This window comes from Bacillus sp. AMCV2 (assembly GCF_056033925.1).
The window spans coordinates 2,618,581-2,638,224 of sequence record NZ_JBVYIB010000002.1 but is presented as its reverse complement, the minus strand read 5'-3'; the positions used below and the strand labels follow the sequence as shown (position 1 = coordinate 2,638,224).

Below are 19,644 nucleotides of genomic sequence, written 5' to 3'. Positions count from 1 at the left end.
ACATAATGGAACGGATTTATTTAGATCATGCCGCAACGTCTCCGATGGATGAGCGCGTGCTGGAAAAAATGATACCGCACTTCTCCGGCAGTTTCGGTAATCCATCCAGTATTCATTCATTTGGCAGAGAATCTCGAAAATGGGTGGATGAAGCAAGAGCGCAGATCGCAGCAGAAATCGGAGCGGCAGAGCAGGAGATCATTTTTACAAGCGGGGGAACGGAAGCTGATAACTTGGCGATCATGGAAACCGCACTTGCAAGAAAAGATCTTGGCAGACATATCATCACAACAAAAATTGAGCATCACGCCGTGCTTCACACATGTGAAAAACTTGAGGAAGACGGATTTGACATAACGTATCTGGACGTTGACCAAAATGGAAGAGTCAGTGCAAAACAGGTGAAAGAAGCACTGCGTGATGATACAATCCTTGTGACAGTGATGTATGGAAATAATGAAGTTGGAACAGTGCAGCCGATCGAAGAAATCGGTGAGCTGTTAAAGGAACACAAAGCTTATTTTCATACCGATGCTGTTCAGGCATTCGGGTTGCTGCCAATTGATGTGAAAAACAGCCATATTGACCTTCTGTCTGTTTCCGGGCACAAGCTCAACGGGCCAAAAGGGACAGGCTTTTTATATGCTAGTAAAGATGTGAAGCTTTCACCGCTTTTATTCGGAGGAGAGCAAGAAAGAAAACGCCGTGCCGGAACGGAAAATGTTCCAGGCATTGTCGGGCTGAAAGAAGCGATTAAGCTGTCAAGTGAAGAACGGGACGAAAAAAACGAGAAGTATCAATCGTTTAAAGCAATCTTTGCCGACACGCTTAGAGATGCAGGTGTGTCATTCGAGATCAACGGGGACAAAGAGCATAGTCTGCCGCATGTTCTGAATCTTTATTTCCCCGGTGTGTCAGTGGAAGCCCTGCTGGTCAATCTTGATATGGAGGGTGTCGCTGTCTCCAGCGGTTCAGCGTGCACGGCCGGTTCAGTCCTGCCGTCACATGTTCTGACTGCTATGTTCGGAGAAGAGAGTGACCGGCTGACGTCCTCTATTCGAATCAGCTTCGGCCTCGGCAATACGGCTGAGCAAGTGAAAACTGCTGCCAAACATGTGGCCGACGTTGTCAAACGGCTGACACAATAAGGCGGCTTAGTAATTGGAGTGAATGAAATGGAAAAACGGCCGGAGGATACAAGAGTCGTCGTCGGCATGTCCGGCGGAGTAGACTCATCTGTGGCGGCCCTGCTGTTAAAAGAACAGGGCTATGATGTAATCGGAATCTTTATGAAAAACTGGGATGATACGGACGAAAACGGTTTTTGCACGGCGACAGAGGATTATGAAGATGTGATCCGCGTCTGCAACCAAATCGGAATTCCGTATTATGCCGTAAACTTTGAAAAGCAATATTATGAGAAGGTATTTCAATACTTCCTTGATGAATATAAAGCAGGCAGAACACCAAACCCGGATGTACTGTGCAACAAAGAAATTAAATTCAAGGCCTTTTTGGAGCATGCATTGTCACTTGGCGCCGACTATTTAGCGACTGGCCACTATGCAAGAGTAGACAGAAGCGGCGAAAAAGTCAGAATGCTGCGCGGCATTGATGAAAACAAGGATCAAACGTACTTCTTGAATCAGCTGACAGAAGATACGCTGAGCAAAGTCATGTTCCCGATCGGCGAACTTCAAAAAAGCCGTGTGCGTGAAATCGCCAAAGAAGCAGAACTTGCAACGGCGACGAAAAAAGACAGTACAGGCATCTGCTTTATCGGCGAACGCAACTTCAAAACGTTTCTCAGCCAATATCTCCCTGCACAGCCGGGCGATATGATGACGATGGACGGCGAAGTAAAAGGCCGCCACGACGGGTTGATGTATTACACGATCGGACAGCGTCACGGCCTTGGCATCGGCGGAAGCGGCGAGCCGTGGTTTGCGGTAGGCAAAGATCTTGAAAAGAACATCCTCTACGTGGATCAAGGGTTCCATAACCCGCTTTTATATTCTGACAAAATCACAGCAACAAATATCAGCTGGGTGCGTTCGGATATCATGAAGGGCGAAGAGATTTCCTGCACGGCTAAATTCCGTTACCGCCAAGAAGATCATAAAGTAACGGTGCGTATGACTGGCGAGGGTGAAGCGGAAGTCTTCTTTGATGAACAAGTCCGCGCTGTAACGCCGGGACAAGCCGTTGTCTTCTATGACGGCGAAGAATGCCTTGGCGGCGGGACAATTGATGATGTGTACAAAAACGGAACAAAATTGTGGTACGTATAAAAGATGAAAAACCTCAACACTGAGTTGGGGTTTTTTAATGAAAGGAAGATGATCGGTGGATTATAATCAACTCGGTATAGAGGCGATGCAGGAAGGCGATTACGAGAAAGCGGCAGAGGCATTTACAAAAGCGATCGAAGAAAATAAAGAAGACGCGATTCCGTATATCAATTTTGCCAACCTGCTTTCATCCGTAAACGAGCTGGAACGTGCGCTTGCGTTTTATGATAAAGCGCTTGAATTAGACAGTAGCGCAGCCACTGCTTATTATGGAGCAGGAAATGTCTATGTTGTAAAAGAAATGTACAAAGAAGCTAAAGACATGTTTGAAAAAGCGCTACGTGCGGGGATGGAAAACGGTGACCTGTTTTACATGCTCGGAACGGTACTTGTCAAGCTCGAACAGCCTAAGCTTGCACTGCCATATTTACAAAGAGCGGTCGAACTGAATGAAAACGATACGGAAGCGCGTTTTCAATTCGGGATGTGCTTAGCCAACGAGGGCATGCTGGACGAAGCGCTCAGCCAATTCGCAGCTGTGACAGAGCAAGACCCGGGGCATGCAGATGCATTTTATAATGCCGGTGTCGCTTATGCTTATAAAGAAAACCGAGAAAAAGCGCTGGAAATGCTGGACAAGGCAATCGATATCCAGCCAGATCATATGCTTGCGCTTCATGCTAAAAAACTGATTGATCCATCATAACAGGCACAGGAGGAGGAACAGCTCGTGCAGCAGCATCCGGATCAGCTTAAACTGGAGGAAGAGCCCTATTTAAAAGGGACAGTCAACACAGTCATCTATCATAATGACACCAATTTATATACGGTTCTGAAAGTGAAAGTCACAGAGACCTCCGAAGCCATTGAAGATAAAGCCGTATCCGTGACGGGCTACTTCCCTGCGCTTCAAGAAGAAGAGACCTACACGTTTTACGGAAAGATCGTAACCCATCCAAAATTCGGGCTCCAATTTCAGGCGGAGCATTTCAAAAAAGAGATACCGACGACTAAGGAAGGCATCATTCAATATTTATCGAGTGATTTATTCGAGGGAATCGGCAAAAAGACTGCTGAAGAAATTGTGAAAAAGCTGGGCGACAGCGCCATTAATAAAATATTGGCTGACGCTTCAGTGCTTTATGATGTTCCCAGACTCTCAAAAAAGAAAGCCGACACGCTGGCTGGCGCATTACAGCGGCATCAGGGACTGGAGCAAATCATGATTTCCTTGAATCAGTTTGGCTTTGGCCCGCAGCTGTCTATGAAAATCTATCAAGCCTATGAATCCGAGACGCTTGAAAAGATTCAGGAAAATCCTTATCAGCTTGTGAAGGATGTAGAAGGCATCGGATTTGGAAAAGCGGATGAGCTGGGCAGCAGAATGGGTCTTTCGGGTAACCATCCTGAGCGGGTAAAAGCTGCTATTTTGTACACGCTTGAAACGACTTGTCTGTCAGAGGGGCACACGTACATAGAAACGGAACAGCTGATCATTGACACCCAATCTCTGTTAAACCAATCAGCAAGGGAAGGGCAGCGCATCACAGAAATGGATGCCGCTAACGCGATTATTGCCCTTGGAGAAAATAAAGACATTGTCATAGAAGATGGCCGCTGTTATTTTCCTTCGCTGTTTTACGCAGAACAAAACGTTGCAAAGCGTGTGAAACATATCGCTAGCCAAACCGAATATGAGAACCAGTTTCCCGAATCAGAGTTTTTGCTCGCGTTGGGAGAACTGGAAGAACGGATGAACGTTCAGTATGCCCCCAGCCAGAAGGAAGCGATTCAAAAAGCCCTTTCCTCGCCGATGCTTCTTTTAACAGGCGGTCCGGGAACAGGGAAAACGACGGTAATCAGAGGGATTGTCGAGCTCTACGGAGAGCTTCACGGTGTGTCACTAGATCCGTCAGCTTATAAAAAGGATGAAGCTTTTCCGATTGTTTTGGCCGCTCCGACAGGGAGAGCAGCAAAAAGGATGAGCGAATCAACGGGACTCCCTGCAGTCACGATACACAGGCTGCTTGGCTGGAACGGCGCTGAAGGCTTTACTCATACAGAGGATCAGCCGATTGAAGGGAAGCTGTTAATTATCGATGAAGCCAGTATGCTTGATATATGGCTGGCGAATCATTTGTTCAAGGCGATCCCTGATCATATACAAATCATTATTGTCGGAGACGAAGACCAGCTGCCTTCCGTCGGTCCGGGACAAGTGCTCAGAGACCTGCTGGCATCCCAGGTGATTCCGACTGTGAGACTGACAGACATCTATCGCCAGGCGGAGGGGTCATCAATCGTTGAGCTTGCCCACCAGATGAAAAATGGATTGCTGCCGAACAATTTGACTGCCCCGACAAAGGACCGTTCCTTTATTCGCTGCGGAGGCTCGCAAATTAAAGAAGTTGTTGAGAAGGTTGTCGCTAATGCATTGAAAAAAGGCTATACGGCAAAGGACATTCAGGTCCTCGCTCCGATGTACAGAGGAAAAGCCGGCATCAATGAATTGAATGTGATGCTGCAGGACATTTTAAATCCTCCTAAAGAAAAACGGAGAGAATTGAAGTTCGGGGATGTTGTCTACAGAACCGGAGATAAAATTTTGCAGCTTGTCAATCAGCCGGAAAACAATGTGTTCAACGGAGATATTGGCGAAATCACGTCGATATTTTATGCAAAGGAAAATACAGAAAAAGAAGACATGGCCGTCGTTTCTTTTGACGGCAATGAAATGACATTTACGAAAAAAGATTTTAATCAATTTACCCATGCGTATTGCTGTTCTATTCATAAATCGCAGGGAAGTGAATTTCCGATTGTGGTTTTGCCTGTTGTGAAAGGCTATTATAGAATGCTCAGAAGAAACCTTCTTTATACCGCGATTACAAGAGCGAAGAAATTTCTCATTTTATGCGGGGAAGAGGAGGCGCTGGAGTGGGGCGTGAAAAATAATGATGCAACTGTCAGACAGACCTCCTTGAAAAACAGGCTGTCCGTACAGGTTGAGGAAATGGATGCCGAGCTTGAAGCTTTGCAAAAAGAGCTCCCGTTCAGCGTACACGACGCCAACATTGGCATGGAAGGCATTACACCATTCGATTTTATGAAAGAAGAACAGCAATAAAATGCTCCCGTGCAAGCGGGAGTTTTTTCATTTGCAGTGGAATTGATTTCATCGTATGAGTCTAAGGCGCAAAGCAAAACCTAAGCCTGTTCAACAAAAGGTGGTTGATCACACTTTGAGAACATGCCATGAAGTAGAAGGATTCCCAGTATACTCAGAACGAACTTCTTGTTATCTCGGGGCAATTTCTGATATTTGTTTTTCTATGAAGGGAGATTGTCTCGGGTTTATTCTTGCACAAAAACGCTTTTTGCATCATCATCATGCGCTATTACGGGCGTGTGATATCTCTTTCATTCTTGATGACCGCATATTGGCTTCGGTCAGTTCAGAACAGCTTCTGCCTCTTCCGAAAACATGCTTCACATACGAGCAGCTGAAGATGAAGCTTGTGAAATCGCAAGAGGGGGATATATTGGGGATGCTGGAAGATGTATACTTTTGTTTGGACAGGGGCATAATCGTAGCATATGAACTCTCGGACGGTTTCTTTTCTGACCTGGCGGGAAGCAAGCGCCAGATCCAAAGAGCGGATTCGCTTGTCGAGGTGCGGAAAGACGAGATCGTTCTGAACGGATAGAGGTGTGAGGTATGCTTATATGCCCGAATTGCAAAAGTAAGGATATCGGCAAAATCGGCGTGAACCAATATTATTGCTGGGGCTGTTTTATTGAACTGACAGTGGCGAAAGGGAAGATTGCAACTCATCAGGTGGAAGAAGACGGAACGTTAAGCAGCTTGGATGATTTGTTTTCTGAGGATGAACGCAGCATCAATTTTTAATCATGAAAGGAGATGCGCAGGATGAATCGGACGATGACTTCTCTTTTGGCAATGGGAGCCGGAGCTCTCGTGTACCGAATGGCGACTCAATCTGACATGCTGAATAATCGAAGCATGAAGCGGATGAGAAGAAGAATTACGAAAATGTTTTAATGCAAAAAGGATACTCTCCAAAGAGTATCCTTTTCTATGTTTGCCGGACCTCGAGGCGTCTTGCTGCGAGTGAAAGGCTGTAGTTGACTGCGAAATACATAAGGGCCGCAAATAAAAAGATCGGGAAAAAATAACTGCCGTCTGCGCTTTGGCCGTTAATAATTTGCGCGTTGTGAATCAGTTCAGGCAGGGCGATCACAACAGCGAGCGATGTATCTTTTAATAAAGAAATAAACTGGCTTACGATGGGCGGAACCATGCGGCGAAGCGCTTGCGGCATGACGATAAAGAACAGGGTCTGTGTATAGCTCAGCCCGGAGGAGCGCGCCGCTTCAATTTGTCCTTTGTCAATTGATTTCAGTCCGCTTCGGATAATTTCAGATAGCATAGCGGATTCAAAAATCGTTAGTGCTGTAATTGCAGCAGCTGTAATTTCAAGCTTAATCCCAATTTCCGGAAGGGCAAAAAACGTAAAGAAAATAATTAACAGCAAGGGGAGGTTTCTGATCGTTTCAACGAGAACCGCAATCAATTGAGAAAGAACGGGAACTTTCGCATAACGCAGGGTGCCTGCGATTAAACCGAAGAAAAAGCTCAGAATGATGGAGATGAAAGCAACGTACAAGGTGACGAGAAAGCCATCCCATAAAAACGCTAAATGCTCCTGTGAATAAGCACCGATGAAATCCAATGTAACTCACTCCTTATCAATAGCTTTTTTCCAGTCGTTTTTCCAGATAGTTAACACCGATGCTAAGCGGAATCGTCAGCACTAAGTAAAAAAGCGCCACAAAAATATAAACATCAAATACAACGAGTGTGCTCGACGAAACTAAATCGGCTTGGTACATAAGATCCAATCCGGCCACAACCCCAAGAATCGAAGAGTTTTTGACTAAGTTTAAAAATTGATTGCCTAAAGGCGGAATGACGATTTTGATTGCCTGCGGCAAAATGATATGGAGCATGGCTTGGCTGTAGGTAAAGCCTGACGAGCGTGCCGCTTCCATCTGCCCTTTTGAAACAGACTGGATGCCTGCTCTGATGGCTTCAGCGATAAACGCAGAGGTATAAATGGTGAGAGCAACCGTTCCCGCTTGAAAACCGTCAAGCCTCAGGCCTGCGTTTGGAAGTCCGAAATAGAAAACAAAGGTAATTAAAAGAAGAGGGATGTTGCGGATGAACTCTACATATGCGGTCCCGAGCCATTGCAGCGGCTTAAAGACTGTTATTCTCATAACCGCTACAGCAACGCCGAGGACAAAACTGCCGGCCAGCGCGATAACACTTGCGAGCAAGGTATGGTAAAAACCGTCCATATACATGCCAAAGTTATCGAAAAGAATTGACACATTCATCAGCCTATTCACTCCTTATCAAATTGGGATGAGCATCGCCTGCTCATCCCAGGATGGTTGTTATTCAGCTGGGTCTTCTTTAATCCATTTTTTATAAATTTCATCGTATCTGCCATCCGACTTCATCTTTTTAAGTGAAGCGTTGATTTCTTTCGCGAGAGCCGATTGCCCTTTTTTCACGGCGATCCCGTAAGGCTCATCTGTAAAAGGCTTTCCTGTTAATTGATAATTTTTATTTTCATCAGCCATTCCATATAAAATCGCATTATCTGTGGTGAGGGCATCGCCTTGCCCCGATTTAAGGGCTGTAAAGGCTTCTGCGTAGTTTTCAAATTCTAAAACCGATGCTTGAGGCGCCTTTTCACGAATGTTTTGAGAGGAGGTGGAGCCTTTTACTGCAAGAACTTTTGAGCCTTTGCCAAGATTCTCGACACTCTTGATTTTGCTGCCTTTTTTCACGAGAAGCGATTGCCCGGCCTCGAAATAGACATCAGAAAAGTCAACTTCCTTTTTTCGTTCATCAGTGATCGTCATTGTGGCGACAATGGCGTCGATATCCCCGTTTTGCAGCATAGGAATCCTTGTTTTTGAGGTGACCTCTTTAAATTCAGCTTTTTTCTCATCACCTAAAATGTCTTTAGCGATTTGTTTAGCAATATCAATATCAAAACCCTCAATCTCACCTGAGCTTGGATTTTTAAGACCGAACAGTCGAGTGTCCGTTTTTACGCCGAAGACAATTTTGTCATTGTCTTTAATGGCTGCTAGCGTATCTTTTTTGCTCTCCTTTGAGGCTTCTCCATTTGATCCCTTGCTGCCGCAAGCGGCAAGCAAGATGACAGCGAATAAAGAAATCAATGCTAAAGAAAAAATCTTTTTCATACAAGCTCCCCCATTTCTGTTTTAATGATTTAAAATACGGCTTAAGAATAAGCGGGCCCGTTCTTCCTTCGGGTTCGCGTAAAACTCAGCCGGCACTGCTTCTTCTAAAATTTTTCCTTCGTCAATGAAGACAATCCGGTCGGCAACTTCTTTGGCAAACCCCATTTCGTGTGTCACGACAACCATTGTCATGCCTTCTTTGGCGAGAGTTTTCATGACATCTAGCACCTCACCGATCATTTCAGGATCAAGTGCTGATGTCGGCTCGTCAAACAGCATGACCTCCGGCTTCATCGCCAGTCCTCTTGCGATGGCAACACGCTGCTGCTGCCCGCCGGAAAGCTGGGAAGGATAGGCGTCAGCCTTGTCTGGGATGCCGACTTTTTCAAGATAGTACCGCGCCGTTTCCTTTGCTTGTTCAGGTGATTGTCTAAGCACTTTTACCGGAGCCAGCATGATGTTCTGCAGCACTGTTTTATGCGGATATAAATGAAAGTGCTGAAACACCATCCCGATATTCCGCCGCACTTGATTGATATCAGTTTTTCTGTCGTTAATGGCGGTGCCGTTTACTGTGAGCACTCCCTCATTGATCGTCTCAAGTTTGTTGATACATCTGAGCAATGTGCTTTTACCGGAACCGGATGGGCCGATGATAACAACGACTTCCCCTTTTTCGATTTGAAGATTAATTTGTTTTAACGCGTGAAAATCTCCATAATGCTTGTTTACATTTTGAAATGTGATCATCGCAATCCTCCTATCAGAAATTTGACTAAAAAGTATACATGAAATCAAACTTTTCTGAAAATTAAATGCGGAAAAATGTCCATGACTTCTGGCTGACTAAAGAAACATAAAGAATAATTCCGTGTAAACCTCAAAAGATATAGGTGAGGTGAAAGCAGATGCTCCAAAAACCGGTGCAGCTTTTGTTGTGGGTGGCTATTTGTTTGCTGGTTCTGTTAACAGTCTATGTCTTTTTTATGCTTGATATGTTATGGTCACCCTTTTGGCTCGTCATAAAAACGATCTTTATTCCCTTGATCATTTCTATTTTTATATCTTATTTATTGCTTCCGGTCACGGAATGGCTGCATAGCAAAGGATTGCCTAGGACTTTGAGCATCTTGGTCATTTATGTTCTTTTTTTTGGCGGGATTGGCTGGGCGTTGTATAAAGGGGTGCCTGTTTTAATCGTGCAGCTGACGGATTTGTCAGAAAATATACCCATGTTTGTCGAAACGTATAACGGGCTTCTTCTTCATGTGCATAACCATACGGATGACTGGCCTGATGGTATGCATCACCGTATAGATAAAATGATCCGCCAGACGGAGGCGTTTTTTGCGGGAACGATCGAGGGTGCGATCAGCGGGATCCGCAATGTGCTTGATTACTTCTTAATTGCTGCAACAATCCCTTTTCTCGTGTTTTATATGGTGAAGGACATTGAGTTAATGAAAAAGACAGTATGGTACTTGACTCCGAAGTCGTGGAGAAAGCGGGGCAGCGCCTTTTTGCGGGATGTGGATGATTCGCTTGGCGATTATATCCGCGGCCAGCTTTTGGTCTGCTTGATTCTTGGCGTGATTGCAGGCATTTCGTTCTGGGTATTTGGGCTTCCATATCCGCTGATACTTGGCCTTATCTCTGGAGTAACGAATGTCATCCCGTATTTTGGCCCTTTCATCGGAGCTGTTCCTGCGTTGTTAATTGCGATGACGATCTCAGTCAAGGCTGTTCTTGTTGTGGTAATTACGGTGTTTATTCTGCAGTTTATGGAAGGAAATATCCTCAGTCCGTTCATTGTCGGCAGAAGCCTTAAAATGCATCCGGTCGTTATCATGCTTGCGCTCCTTGCCGGAGGGGAGCTTGCGGGAATCGTCGGGATGATTTTGGCTGTTCCTGCGACGGCTGTTTTAAAAGTAATGATGATCCATTTTTTGCGGATGAGGACGGAGCATTGACATCGGCGTGCCGCTTGTCTATAATTTCTCGTAGAATACATACGAATCTCGAGTGACGGATCTGAGTACGCCGAAGCCCTGTTAAAGAGAGAAGCTCCATAAGCTGAAAGGAGCTTTATCAGAAGATCGGAGGAAGCTAATCCTGAGTGCAGTTAATCACTGCCGCTTATCCTGCGTTACAGGGTTAAAGGTGACGGGCGCATGAATGCCCGTAATCAGGGTGGTACCGCGAGACAGCTCTCGTCCCTGTGTAAACGTTGGTTTGCATAGGGGGAGGGCTTTTTTGCTGTCACTGAAGAGAATTTCGATTTTTATAGAGGAGGAAATACAATGAAACACTTAACTTCTGCGGAAGTGCGTCAAATGTTTTTGGATTTCTTTAAAGAAAAAGGACATGCGGTAGAGCCAAGCGCGTCATTAGTGCCTCATGAGGATCCTTCACTGCTTTGGATCAACAGCGGTGTTGCGACGCTGAAAAAATATTTTGACGGCCGTGTCGTGCCGGAAAATCCAAGAATCGTAAACGCTCAAAAAGCGATCAGAACAAACGATATAGAAAATGTAGGTAAAACTGCGCGCCATCACACTTTCTTTGAAATGCTCGGAAACTTTTCCATCGGCGATTATTTCAAAGAAGAAGCCATTACATGGGCTTGGGAGTTTTTAACGAGCGACAAGTGGATTGGCTTCGACAAAGAGCTTCTCTCTGTTACGGTTCATCCTGAAGATGAAGAGGCATATGAGTTTTGGGCAAAAAAAATCGGTATTCCTGAAGAAAGAATTATCCGTCTGGAAGGGAACTTCTGGGATATCGGTGAAGGGCCGAGCGGACCGAATACGGAAATCTTTTACGACCGCGGTGAAGCATACGGTAATGATCCAGAAGATCCGGAGCTTTACCCAGGCGGGGAAAACGACCGTTACCTGGAAGTATGGAACCTTGTGTTCTCAGAGTTCAACCATAACCCTGACGGCACGTACACACCGCTTCCTAAGAAAAACATTGATACAGGCATGGGTCTTGAAAGAATGGTATCTGTCATCCAGAATGTTCCGACAAACTTTGACACCGATTTGTTTATTCCGATCATTAAAGCAACAGAATCGATTTCTGGTGAAACATATGGCAAAGACAATGTGAAAGACACTGCGTTTAAAGTGATTGCTGACCATATCAGAACGGTTGCCTTTGCTGTCAGTGACGGTGCGCTGCCGTCAAATGAAGGCCGCGGCTATGTATTAAGACGCTTATTACGCCGTGCTGTGCGTTATGCCAAAACGATCAACATCCATCGTCCGTTCATGTTTGATTTAGTGCCGGTTGTCGCAGAAATCATGGCTGATTTCTATCCTGAAGTGAAAGAGAAAGCGGATTTCATCGCAAAAGTCATTAAAACCGAGGAAGAACGCTTCCATGAGACCCTTAATGAAGGGCTTGCGATCCTGTCAGAAATGATCAAAAAAGAAAAAGACAAGGGCAGCAGCGTTATCTCAGGTGCTGATGTGTTTAAACTGTATGATACGTATGGATTCCCGGTTGAATTGACTGAAGAATACGCAGAAGACGAGAACATGACGGTTGACCATGAGGGCTTTGAGGAGGAAATGAACCAGCAGCGTGAACGGGCAAGAAACGCCCGCCAGGATGTCGGCAGCATGCAGGTGCAGGGCGGCGCACTGCGCGACGTGACCGATGAAAGCACATTTGTCGGCTACTCTCAAACCAAAGCTGATGCCAATATCATTGTGCTTCTTCAGGACGGCCAATTAATCGAAGAGGCTCATGAAGGAGAAAGCGTTCAAATCATTCTTGATGAAACACCGTTCTATGCAGAAAGCGGCGGCCAAATCGGCGATAAAGGCTATCTCCGAAACGAGCAGGCAGTTGTAAGAATTAAAGATGTTCAAAAAGCGCCGAACGGCCAGCATGTGCATGAAGGTGTTGTGGAGAGCGGTACTGTTCAAAAAGGCCTGCATGTTACGGCTGAAGTTGAAGACCATATGAGAAGCGGCGTCATTAAAAACCACACGGCAACGCATTTATTGCATCAGGCTCTAAAAGATGTTCTTGGAACTCATGTCAATCAGGCGGGCTCTCTTGTAACGGAAAACCGTCTTCGTTTTGACTTCTCGCACTTTGGCCAAGTGACAAAAGAAGAGCTCGAACAAATTGAAAGAATCGTAAACGAAAAGATCTGGGCGAGCATCCCGGTCAGCATTGATTTGAAACCGATCGCTGAAGCAAAAGAAATGGGTGCGATGGCACTGTTCGGCGAAAAATATGGCGATATTGTCCGTGTCGTTCAAGTTGGAGATTACAGCTTAGAGCTGTGCGGCGGCTGCCATGTCAGAAATACAGCAGAAATCGGCTTGTTTAAAATCGTTTCTGAATCTGGAATCGGAGCAGGCACAAGACGGATTGAAGCTGTAACGGGACAAGGCGCTTACGTCGAAATGAACAGCCAGATTTCTGTATTGAAAGAGGCTGCTGACGAGCTGAAAACAAATATCAAAGAAGTGCCGAAACGGGTCGCGGCTCTGCAGGCTGAACTGAAGGAAGCACAAAGAGAAAATGAATCTCTTCTTGCAAAACTAGGCAACGTGGAAGCAGGAGCAATCCTGTCGAAAGTAAAAGAAGTTGACGGCGTAAACGTGCTTGCGGAAAAAGTAAATGCAAAAGACATGAATCATCTCCGCACAATGGTCGATGAACTCAAAGCAAAGCTTGGCTCTGCGGTGATCGTGCTTGGTGCGGTACAAAACGATAAAGTTAATATCTCTGCCGGAGTCACAAAGGACCTCATCGACAAAGGCCTTCACGCTGGCAAGCTGGTTAAACAAGCTGCGGAAGTTTGCGGCGGAGGCGGCGGAGGCCGTCCGGACATGGCGCAGGCAGGCGGCAAACAGCCGGAAAAATTAGAAGAAGCTTTGGCTTCTGTAGAAGATTGGGTGAAATCCGTTTTATAATTCGCCCATGTAGTGTAGAATGATGGTAAGATTAGGACCCCAGGCTGAACTTTGCCTGCGAATTTGGGAAAGAGGTGCAAAACGGTGAGCTCGTTTGATAAAACGATGAAATTTAATTTCTCCGATGATTCTGCTGAGACTAACGTAAATGAGGTGCTGATTACAGTGTATGACGCGCTTCAGGAAAAGGGCTACAATCCAATCAACCAGATTGTCGGATACTTGCTGTCAGGTGATCCCGCTTATATTCCTAGGCATCGTGACGCTCGCAATTTAATTCGCAAACTTGAAAGAGACGAATTAATCGAGGAATTGGTGAAGTCTTATTTAGAACAGCATAAAGAGGCGTAAATAAAGAATGAGAATATTAGGACTCGATTTAGGAACCAAAACACTCGGTGTAGCTCTAAGCGATGAAATGGGCTGGACTGCTCAAGGCATTGAGACCATAAAGATAAATGAAGCAGAAGGCGATTATGGTTTATCCCGTTTATCTGAACTGATAAAGGACTATACTATAGATAAAATCGTGCTCGGCTTTCCTAAGAACATGAACGGAACAGTCGGCCCGAGAGGCGAAGCCAGCCAAACATTTGCGAAAGTGCTTGAAACAACGTACAATGTTCCTGTTGTGCTGTGGGACGAGCGTCTTACCACAATGGCGGCTGAAAAAATGCTGATTGCAGCTGACGTCAGCAGGCAGAAACGAAAAAAAGTCATTGATAAAATGGCGGCTGTTATGATTTTACAAGGATATCTTGACAGCTTAAATTAAAGCCAGAGGTGAAGAAAATGGAACACGGCGAAAAAAATATTACAATTGTTGACGATCAAGGAAATGAACAGCTTTGTGAAGTGCTGTTTACATTTGAAAACGAAGAGTTTGGCAAGTCTTATGTCTTGTACTACCCGATCGAATCAAAAGAAGACGAAGAAGTAGAAATTCTTGCTTCCAGCTTCACGCCAAACGAAGACGGTGAAAACGGTGAGCTATTCCCGATTGAAACTGACGAAGAATGGGATATGATCGAAGAAACACTAAACACATTCTTAGCGGACGAAGACGAAGAGTAAAACATCGCGCCAAACCAAAGCCGGAGCTATACTGCTCCGGCTTTTTTCTGCTTTATGCAGGCCTCTTTTTGTAATAAATTGCCGAAATACAATGAATCATGTAGTATAAGAGCTGATGGGAGGAGACCTAATGTATATCAATCAGCAAAAAAAATCGTTTTTTAATAAAAAAAGAATCATACTGTCTTCCATTGTTGTGCTGTTTCTTATCATTGGCGGGGCATTTTTATATGGGAAATCATTACTTGAACCTGTTGAAAAAGACAGTAAAACGACAGTTAATATTAACATTCCGAGCGGTTCGTCTGTTTCAGCCATCGCATCGATATTAAAGAAAAATGATGTCATAAAAAGCGAGAAGGCGTTTCAGTACTATGTGAAATATAAAGGTGCTTCCGGGTTTCAGGCCGGATTCTACCATCTGAATAAAGGTATGGATTTAGATGCCATTATTCAGAAGCTGACAAGCGGGGCTACAGGCTACGCTTTTCAAATCACAGTGACTGAGGGAGCACAGCTGACCCAAATCGCGGCTGCTATTGCTGATGAAACAAAATACTCTAAAAAACAAGTCATAGCGAAGCTGGACGATGAAACATTTATCAATCAGCTGAAGAAAGAATTCCCGGACACTGTGACAAATGATGTTTTCAATAAAAACATTAAGCACCCGCTTGAAGGGTACCTATTCCCGGCTACATACCCTTTTAACGATCCGGACACATCACTTGAAGACATTATCAAGGCAATGATAAAGCAGACAAATTCTTATGTGGAAACATATAAATCAGAAATGAAGAAAAACAAACTTTCTGTGCATAAGCTGCTGACGATGGCTTCTTTGATAGAAGAAGAAGCGACTGAAAAAGCCGACCGCCACAAAATTGCGAGCGTCTTTTATAACCGCCTGAAAAAGAAAATGCCGCTCCAAACAGATCCGACCGTGCTGTACGCGGCAGGCAAGCATAAAGATCGGGTTCTTTATAAGGATCTGGAAATCGATTCACCATACAATACGTATAAAAACACAGGGCTGACGCCAGGTCCGATTGCCAATGCCGGCATGTCGTCATGGGAAGCGGCGCTGCATCCGGATAAAACGGACTATCTGTATTTCTTGGCCAAATCAAATGGTGAGGTTGTATTTACAAAAACGCTAAAAGAGCATAATAAAGCAAAAGAAAAATACATTTCCTCAAAAAATGAGAAATAAAAGGAGAGCATAAAGCTCTCCTTTTGTTCGCTTTCCGCAAGGTTTTATGATAAAATATATCGGGTTGTTTACCGATGTATCATGATGTATTCAGAGAGTGTCCTGCGCATAAGACTGGGGCACTCCTTTTTAGAACGGGAGGCTGTTTGTAGTGACTGACCGGTATGAACAAATAAATGACTATATAGAAGCATTATTAAAGCCTCGGCCGGATAACGTGAAGAAGCTTGAAGCATATGCAGAAGAACATCATGTCCCGATCATGGAAAAAGCGGGCATGGAGGTGCTGCTTCAAATTTTGTCTGTGAAACAGCCGAAAAAAATACTAGAAATCGGAACGGCCATTGGTTATTCAGCTATTCGAATGGCGCTGGAGCTGCCGTCTGCTGAAATATATACAATTGAACGCAATGAGAAACGGCATGAAGAAGCGGTAAACAATATCAAGGAATTTCAGCTTGATGACCGGATTCATGTTTTTTACGGAGATGCGCTTGAATTAGCCGACGCCGTTCATGTAACTGCGCCTTACGATGTCATTTTTATTGACGCTGCAAAAGGTCAGTATCAAAACTTTTTTCATTTATATGAACCGATGCTTTCACCGGACGGGGTGATTATAACAGACAACGTGCTGTTTAAAGGTCTGGTGGCAGAGGATTACAGCAAAATAGAACCGAAGAGAAGGCGCAGGCTTGTAACAAAAATTGATGAATATAATCATTGGCTGATGAATCATCCGGATTATCAAACTGCGATTATTCCTGTCGGAGACGGACTTGCGATTAGTAAAAAGAAGAGGTGAACGTCATGAAAAAACCAGAGCTCTTAGTGACGCCGACGAGTACAGCGGACATTTTGCCGCTCATACAGGCGGGGGCAACTGCGTTTTTAGTTGGGGAACAGAGATACGGCTTGAGATTAGCCGGAGAATTTTCTCGTGAAGATATAACAAAAGCCGTAGAGATTGCTCACAAAGAAGGGGCAAAAGTATACGTTGCTGTAAATGCAATTTTCCATAACGATAAAGTGGGTGAGCTTGGCGAATATCTGGCTTTCTTGGCAGAAGCCGGTGTCGATGCAGCGGTATTCGGCGATCCTGCCGTGCTGATGGCTGCCCGTGAATCTGCGCCTGCTCTGAAGCTTCATTGGAGCACAGAAACGACAGGCACCAACTATTATACATGCAACTACTGGGGACGCAAGGGTGCGGCGCGTTCTGTGCTTGCCAGAGAATTAAACATGGACAGCATTGTTGAGATTAAAGAAAATGCTGAAGTCGAAATTGAAATCCAGGTGCATGGAATGACGTGCATGTTCCAATCGAAGCGTTCTTTGATTGGAAACTATTTTGAATATCAGGGCAAAGTCATGGACATTGAAAGAAAGAAAAAAGAATCAGGCATGTTTTTACACGATAAAGAACGTGATAATAAATATCCGATTTTCGAAGATGAAAACGGCACTCACATCATGAGCCCGAACGATGTGTGCATCATTGATGAGCTCGAGGAATTGATAGATGCCGGAATTGATTCTTTCAAGATCGACGGTGTTTTGAAAACGTCTGAATACCTAATAGAAGTCACCAAAATGTACAGAGAAGCAATTGATTTGTGCGTGGAAAACCGTGACGAATACGAAGCGAAAAAAGAAGACTGGATCGAACGCATTGAAAGCATCCAGCCAGTAAACAGAAAAATTGATACCGGATTCTTCTTCAAGGAAACGGTTTATTAATCAAAAGGAGGTTAAGCTATGACTGCCGTAAATGATAATATATCCACAATCGTTAATGGAAAGCGTGTGATTACGAAAAAGCCGGAGCTTCTTGCACCTGCGGGTAATCTTGAAAAGCTGAAAATCGCTGTTCATTACGGAGCGGACGCGGTCTTTATCGGGGGACAGGAATACGGGCTGCGCTCGAATGCCGATAACTTTACGATCGAAGAAATTGCAGAAGGCGTTGAATTCGCAAAGAAATATGGCGCGAAGATCTACGTAACAACGAATATTTTCGCTCATAATGAAAACATGGACGGGCTTGAAGACTATTTAAAAGCGCTTGGAGACGCCAACGTTGCCGGTATTATTGTGGCAGATCCGCTTATTATTGAAACATGCCGCAGAGTGGCGCCGAATGTTGAGGTTCACTTGAGCACACAGCAGTCTCTTTCAAACTGGAAGGCTGTCCAGTTCTGGAAGGAAGAAGGTCTCGACCGCGTCGTGCTGGCACGTGAAACAAGCGCTCTTGAAATCAGAGAAATGAAAGAAAAGGTAGATATCGAAATCGAATCCTTCATTCATGGCGCAATGTGTATTGCATATTCCGGCCGCTGCGTGCTGAGCAATCACATGACAGCTCGGGATTCCAACCGCGGAGGCTGCTGCCAGTCATGCCGCTGGGATTATGATCTCTATCAAACAGACGGTGCCAACGCCGTTGCTTTGTATGGTGAAGAAGATGCACCATTTGCGATGAGCCCGAAAGATTTGAAGCTGATTGAATCCATTCCGAAAATGATTGAAATGGGGATCGACAGCTTAAAGATTGAAGGCCGCATGAAATCCATTCACTATGTAGCAACTGTTGTCAGCGTATACCGCAAAGTAATCGATGCTTATTGCGCTGATCCAGAGAACTTTGTGATTCAAAAAGAATGGCTTGAAGAGCTTGATAAGTGCGCCAACAGGGACACTGCGACAGCTTTCTTTGAAGGAACGCCAGGCTATGAAGAGCAAATGTTCGGCGAACACGCCAAGAAAACGACATATGATTTTGTCGGCTTAGTGCTGAATTATGATGAAGATACACAAATGGTCACGCTTCAGCAGCGCAATTTCTTCAAAAAAGGCGACGAAGTGGAATTTTTCGGTCCAGAAATCGAAAACTTTACACATACGATTGAAACCATTTGGGACGAAGACGGAAATGAGCTAGATGCTGCCCGCCATCCCCTGCAAATTGTCAAATTCAAACTAGACAAAAAGATTTATCCGAGCAACATGATGAGAAAGGGGAAGTAACAGCCCATGGGTAAGAATCCAGTAGTCATTGGAATCGCAGGAGGTTCCGGTTCAGGAAAAACGAGTGTCACACGGTCCATTTATGAACAGTTTAAAGGACACTCAATTTTAATGATCCAGCAGGACCTTTATTATAAAGACCAAAGCCATCTTCCGTTTGAAGAAAGGCTGAACACAAACTATGATCATCCGCTTGCGTTTGATAATGACTATTTAATCGAGCATATTCAGGATCTATTGAATTACCGCCCGATTGAAAAGCCGATTTATGACTATAAGCTTCACACACGTTCAGAAGAAACGGTTCACGTAGAGCCAAAGGATGTTATTATCCTTGAAGGAATTCTTGTTCTTGAAGACAAAAGGCTTCGTGATCTGATGGATATCAAGCTTTATGTTGATACGGACGCTGACTTGCGTATCATCAGACGGATTATGAGAGATATTAATGAGCGCGGACGCTCTATTGATTCTGTCATTGAACAATATGTGTCAGTGGTCCGTCCGATGCATAACCAATTCGTCGAGCCGACGAAACGATACGCTGATATTATTATCCCGGAAGGCGGTCAGAATCACGTCGCAATTGATCTGATGGTCACAAAAATTCAAACCATTCTTGAACAAAACGCGATTTTGTAATACCATAGCATAGACATAAATAACTCTGACCATATTATGTATAGGCAGGAAGGGAATGTGCGAATTCCCTTCTTTCCCTGTTTATAAACGCGAAATATTTGCAGAACGACAAGATTCAGTTTAAGATAAACAGTACCTATATGGGAGAGAAGAACGA

The 19,644-nt window shown here is 44.6% G+C and carries 21 protein-coding genes; 17 read left to right on the top strand and 4 right to left on the bottom strand.

The annotated features are described in order from the left end of the window. The first annotated feature begins 5 nt into the window (after positions 1 to 5). The 7 genes from AC0OMA_RS13750 (at position 6) to AC0OMA_RS13720 (ending at position 6,354) form a co-directional block, all read left to right on the top strand. Positions 6 to 1,148, top strand: coding sequence for a cysteine desulfurase family protein (locus AC0OMA_RS13750; RefSeq protein WP_474222176.1), 1,143 nt, complete (start codon positions 6 to 8; stop codon positions 1,146 to 1,148). 27 nt (positions 1,149 to 1,175) lie between these two features. Then, complete coding sequence (gene mnmA / locus AC0OMA_RS13745; protein WP_474222175.1) at positions 1,176 to 2,291, top strand: tRNA 2-thiouridine(34) synthase MnmA; 1,116 nt, start codon at positions 1,176 to 1,178, stop codon at positions 2,289 to 2,291. Positions 2,292 to 2,376: 85 nt separating this feature from the next. After that, complete coding sequence (locus AC0OMA_RS13740; protein WP_206697897.1) at positions 2,377 to 2,997, top strand: tetratricopeptide repeat protein; 621 nt, start codon at positions 2,377 to 2,379, stop codon at positions 2,995 to 2,997. Between the two features lie 24 nt (positions 2,998 to 3,021). Continuing rightward, positions 3,022 to 5,418 (top strand): SF1B family DNA helicase RecD2, encoded by a 2,397-nt coding sequence (recD2, locus tag AC0OMA_RS13735; RefSeq protein ID WP_014477509.1) that lies wholly within the window; start codon positions 3,022 to 3,024, stop codon positions 5,416 to 5,418. Positions 5,419 to 5,473: 55 nt separating this feature from the next. Next, complete coding sequence (locus AC0OMA_RS13730; protein ID WP_474222174.1) at positions 5,474 to 5,998, top strand: PRC-barrel domain-containing protein; 525 nt, start codon at positions 5,474 to 5,476, stop codon at positions 5,996 to 5,998. 11 nt (positions 5,999 to 6,009) lie between these two features. After that, positions 6,010 to 6,201 (top strand): hypothetical protein, encoded by a 192-nt coding sequence (locus AC0OMA_RS13725; RefSeq protein WP_003225893.1) that lies wholly within the window; start codon positions 6,010 to 6,012, stop codon positions 6,199 to 6,201. Between the two features lie 21 nt (positions 6,202 to 6,222). Then, a complete protein-coding gene (locus AC0OMA_RS13720) occupies positions 6,223 to 6,354 on the top strand; it encodes a YrzQ family protein (RefSeq protein WP_003229780.1) in 132 nt (43 codons plus the stop codon). Positions 6,355 to 6,388: 34 nt separating this feature from the next. On the opposite strand, the gene AC0OMA_RS13715 is transcribed toward AC0OMA_RS13720, so the two are convergent. From AC0OMA_RS13715 to AC0OMA_RS13700, 4 genes are read right to left on the bottom strand one after another with little or no spacing between them, the layout of a single operon-like run. Continuing rightward, positions 6,389 to 7,045, bottom strand: coding sequence for an amino acid ABC transporter permease (locus tag AC0OMA_RS13715; RefSeq protein ID WP_474222173.1), 657 nt, complete (start codon positions 7,043 to 7,045; stop codon positions 6,389 to 6,391). A 16-nt stretch (positions 7,046 to 7,061) separates the two neighbouring features. After that, positions 7,062 to 7,712 carry an amino acid ABC transporter permease gene (locus tag AC0OMA_RS13710; protein WP_038829647.1) on the bottom strand — a complete coding sequence of 217 codons (651 nt, stop codon included), beginning with the start codon at positions 7,710 to 7,712 and terminating at the stop codon, positions 7,062 to 7,064. A 60-nt stretch (positions 7,713 to 7,772) separates the two neighbouring features. After that, positions 7,773 to 8,594, bottom strand: coding sequence for a glutamine ABC transporter substrate-binding protein GlnH (gene glnH / locus AC0OMA_RS13705; protein WP_181219979.1), 822 nt, complete (start codon positions 8,592 to 8,594; stop codon positions 7,773 to 7,775). Between the two features lie 21 nt (positions 8,595 to 8,615). Next, positions 8,616 to 9,344, bottom strand: coding sequence for an amino acid ABC transporter ATP-binding protein (locus AC0OMA_RS13700; RefSeq protein WP_015384232.1), 729 nt, complete (start codon positions 9,342 to 9,344; stop codon positions 8,616 to 8,618). Positions 9,345 to 9,502: 158 nt separating this feature from the next. Between AC0OMA_RS13700 and AC0OMA_RS13695 the strand changes: the two genes are divergently transcribed. From AC0OMA_RS13695 to udk, 10 genes are all read left to right on the top strand, one after another. Next, the gene (locus AC0OMA_RS13695) at positions 9,503 to 10,564 is read left to right on the top strand and encodes an AI-2E family transporter (RefSeq protein WP_474222172.1); all 1,062 of its coding nucleotides are present in this window, start codon (positions 9,503 to 9,505) and stop codon (positions 10,562 to 10,564) included. 330 nt (positions 10,565 to 10,894) lie between these two features. Then, positions 10,895 to 13,531 carry an alanine--tRNA ligase gene (alaS, locus tag AC0OMA_RS13690; protein WP_309530197.1) on the top strand — a complete coding sequence of 879 codons (2,637 nt, stop codon included), beginning with the start codon at positions 10,895 to 10,897 and terminating at the stop codon, positions 13,529 to 13,531. An 84-nt stretch (positions 13,532 to 13,615) separates the two neighbouring features. Continuing rightward, entirely contained in the window at positions 13,616 to 13,882 is a 267-nt protein-coding gene (locus tag AC0OMA_RS13685) for an IreB family regulatory phosphoprotein (RefSeq protein ID WP_003225903.1), read from the top strand. Positions 13,883 to 13,889: 7 nt separating this feature from the next. Further along, positions 13,890 to 14,306 (top strand): Holliday junction resolvase RuvX, encoded by a 417-nt coding sequence (gene ruvX / locus AC0OMA_RS13680; protein WP_003229795.1) that lies wholly within the window; start codon positions 13,890 to 13,892, stop codon positions 14,304 to 14,306. Between the two features lie 17 nt (positions 14,307 to 14,323). After that, positions 14,324 to 14,605 (top strand): DUF1292 domain-containing protein, encoded by a 282-nt coding sequence (locus tag AC0OMA_RS13675; RefSeq protein ID WP_327829132.1) that lies wholly within the window; start codon positions 14,324 to 14,326, stop codon positions 14,603 to 14,605. Positions 14,606 to 14,735: 130 nt separating this feature from the next. Next, complete coding sequence (gene mltG, locus AC0OMA_RS13670; RefSeq protein WP_014477501.1) at positions 14,736 to 15,818, top strand: endolytic transglycosylase MltG; 1,083 nt, start codon at positions 14,736 to 14,738, stop codon at positions 15,816 to 15,818. 151 nt (positions 15,819 to 15,969) lie between these two features. After that, entirely contained in the window at positions 15,970 to 16,623 is a 654-nt protein-coding gene (locus AC0OMA_RS13665) for an O-methyltransferase (protein ID WP_015384228.1), read from the top strand. Between the two features lie 5 nt (positions 16,624 to 16,628). Then, entirely contained in the window at positions 16,629 to 17,558 is a 930-nt protein-coding gene (locus AC0OMA_RS13660) for a peptidase U32 family protein (protein ID WP_015483497.1), read from the top strand. Between the two features lie 18 nt (positions 17,559 to 17,576). Next, positions 17,577 to 18,845 carry a peptidase U32 family protein gene (locus AC0OMA_RS13655; protein WP_015384226.1) on the top strand — a complete coding sequence of 423 codons (1,269 nt, stop codon included), beginning with the start codon at positions 17,577 to 17,579 and terminating at the stop codon, positions 18,843 to 18,845. Positions 18,846 to 18,851: 6 nt separating this feature from the next. Beyond that, positions 18,852 to 19,487, top strand: a complete 636-nt coding sequence (udk, locus tag AC0OMA_RS13650) for a uridine kinase (protein ID WP_003225916.1) — start codon at positions 18,852 to 18,854, stop codon at positions 19,485 to 19,487. The last annotated feature ends 157 nt before the right edge of the window (positions 19,488 to 19,644 follow it).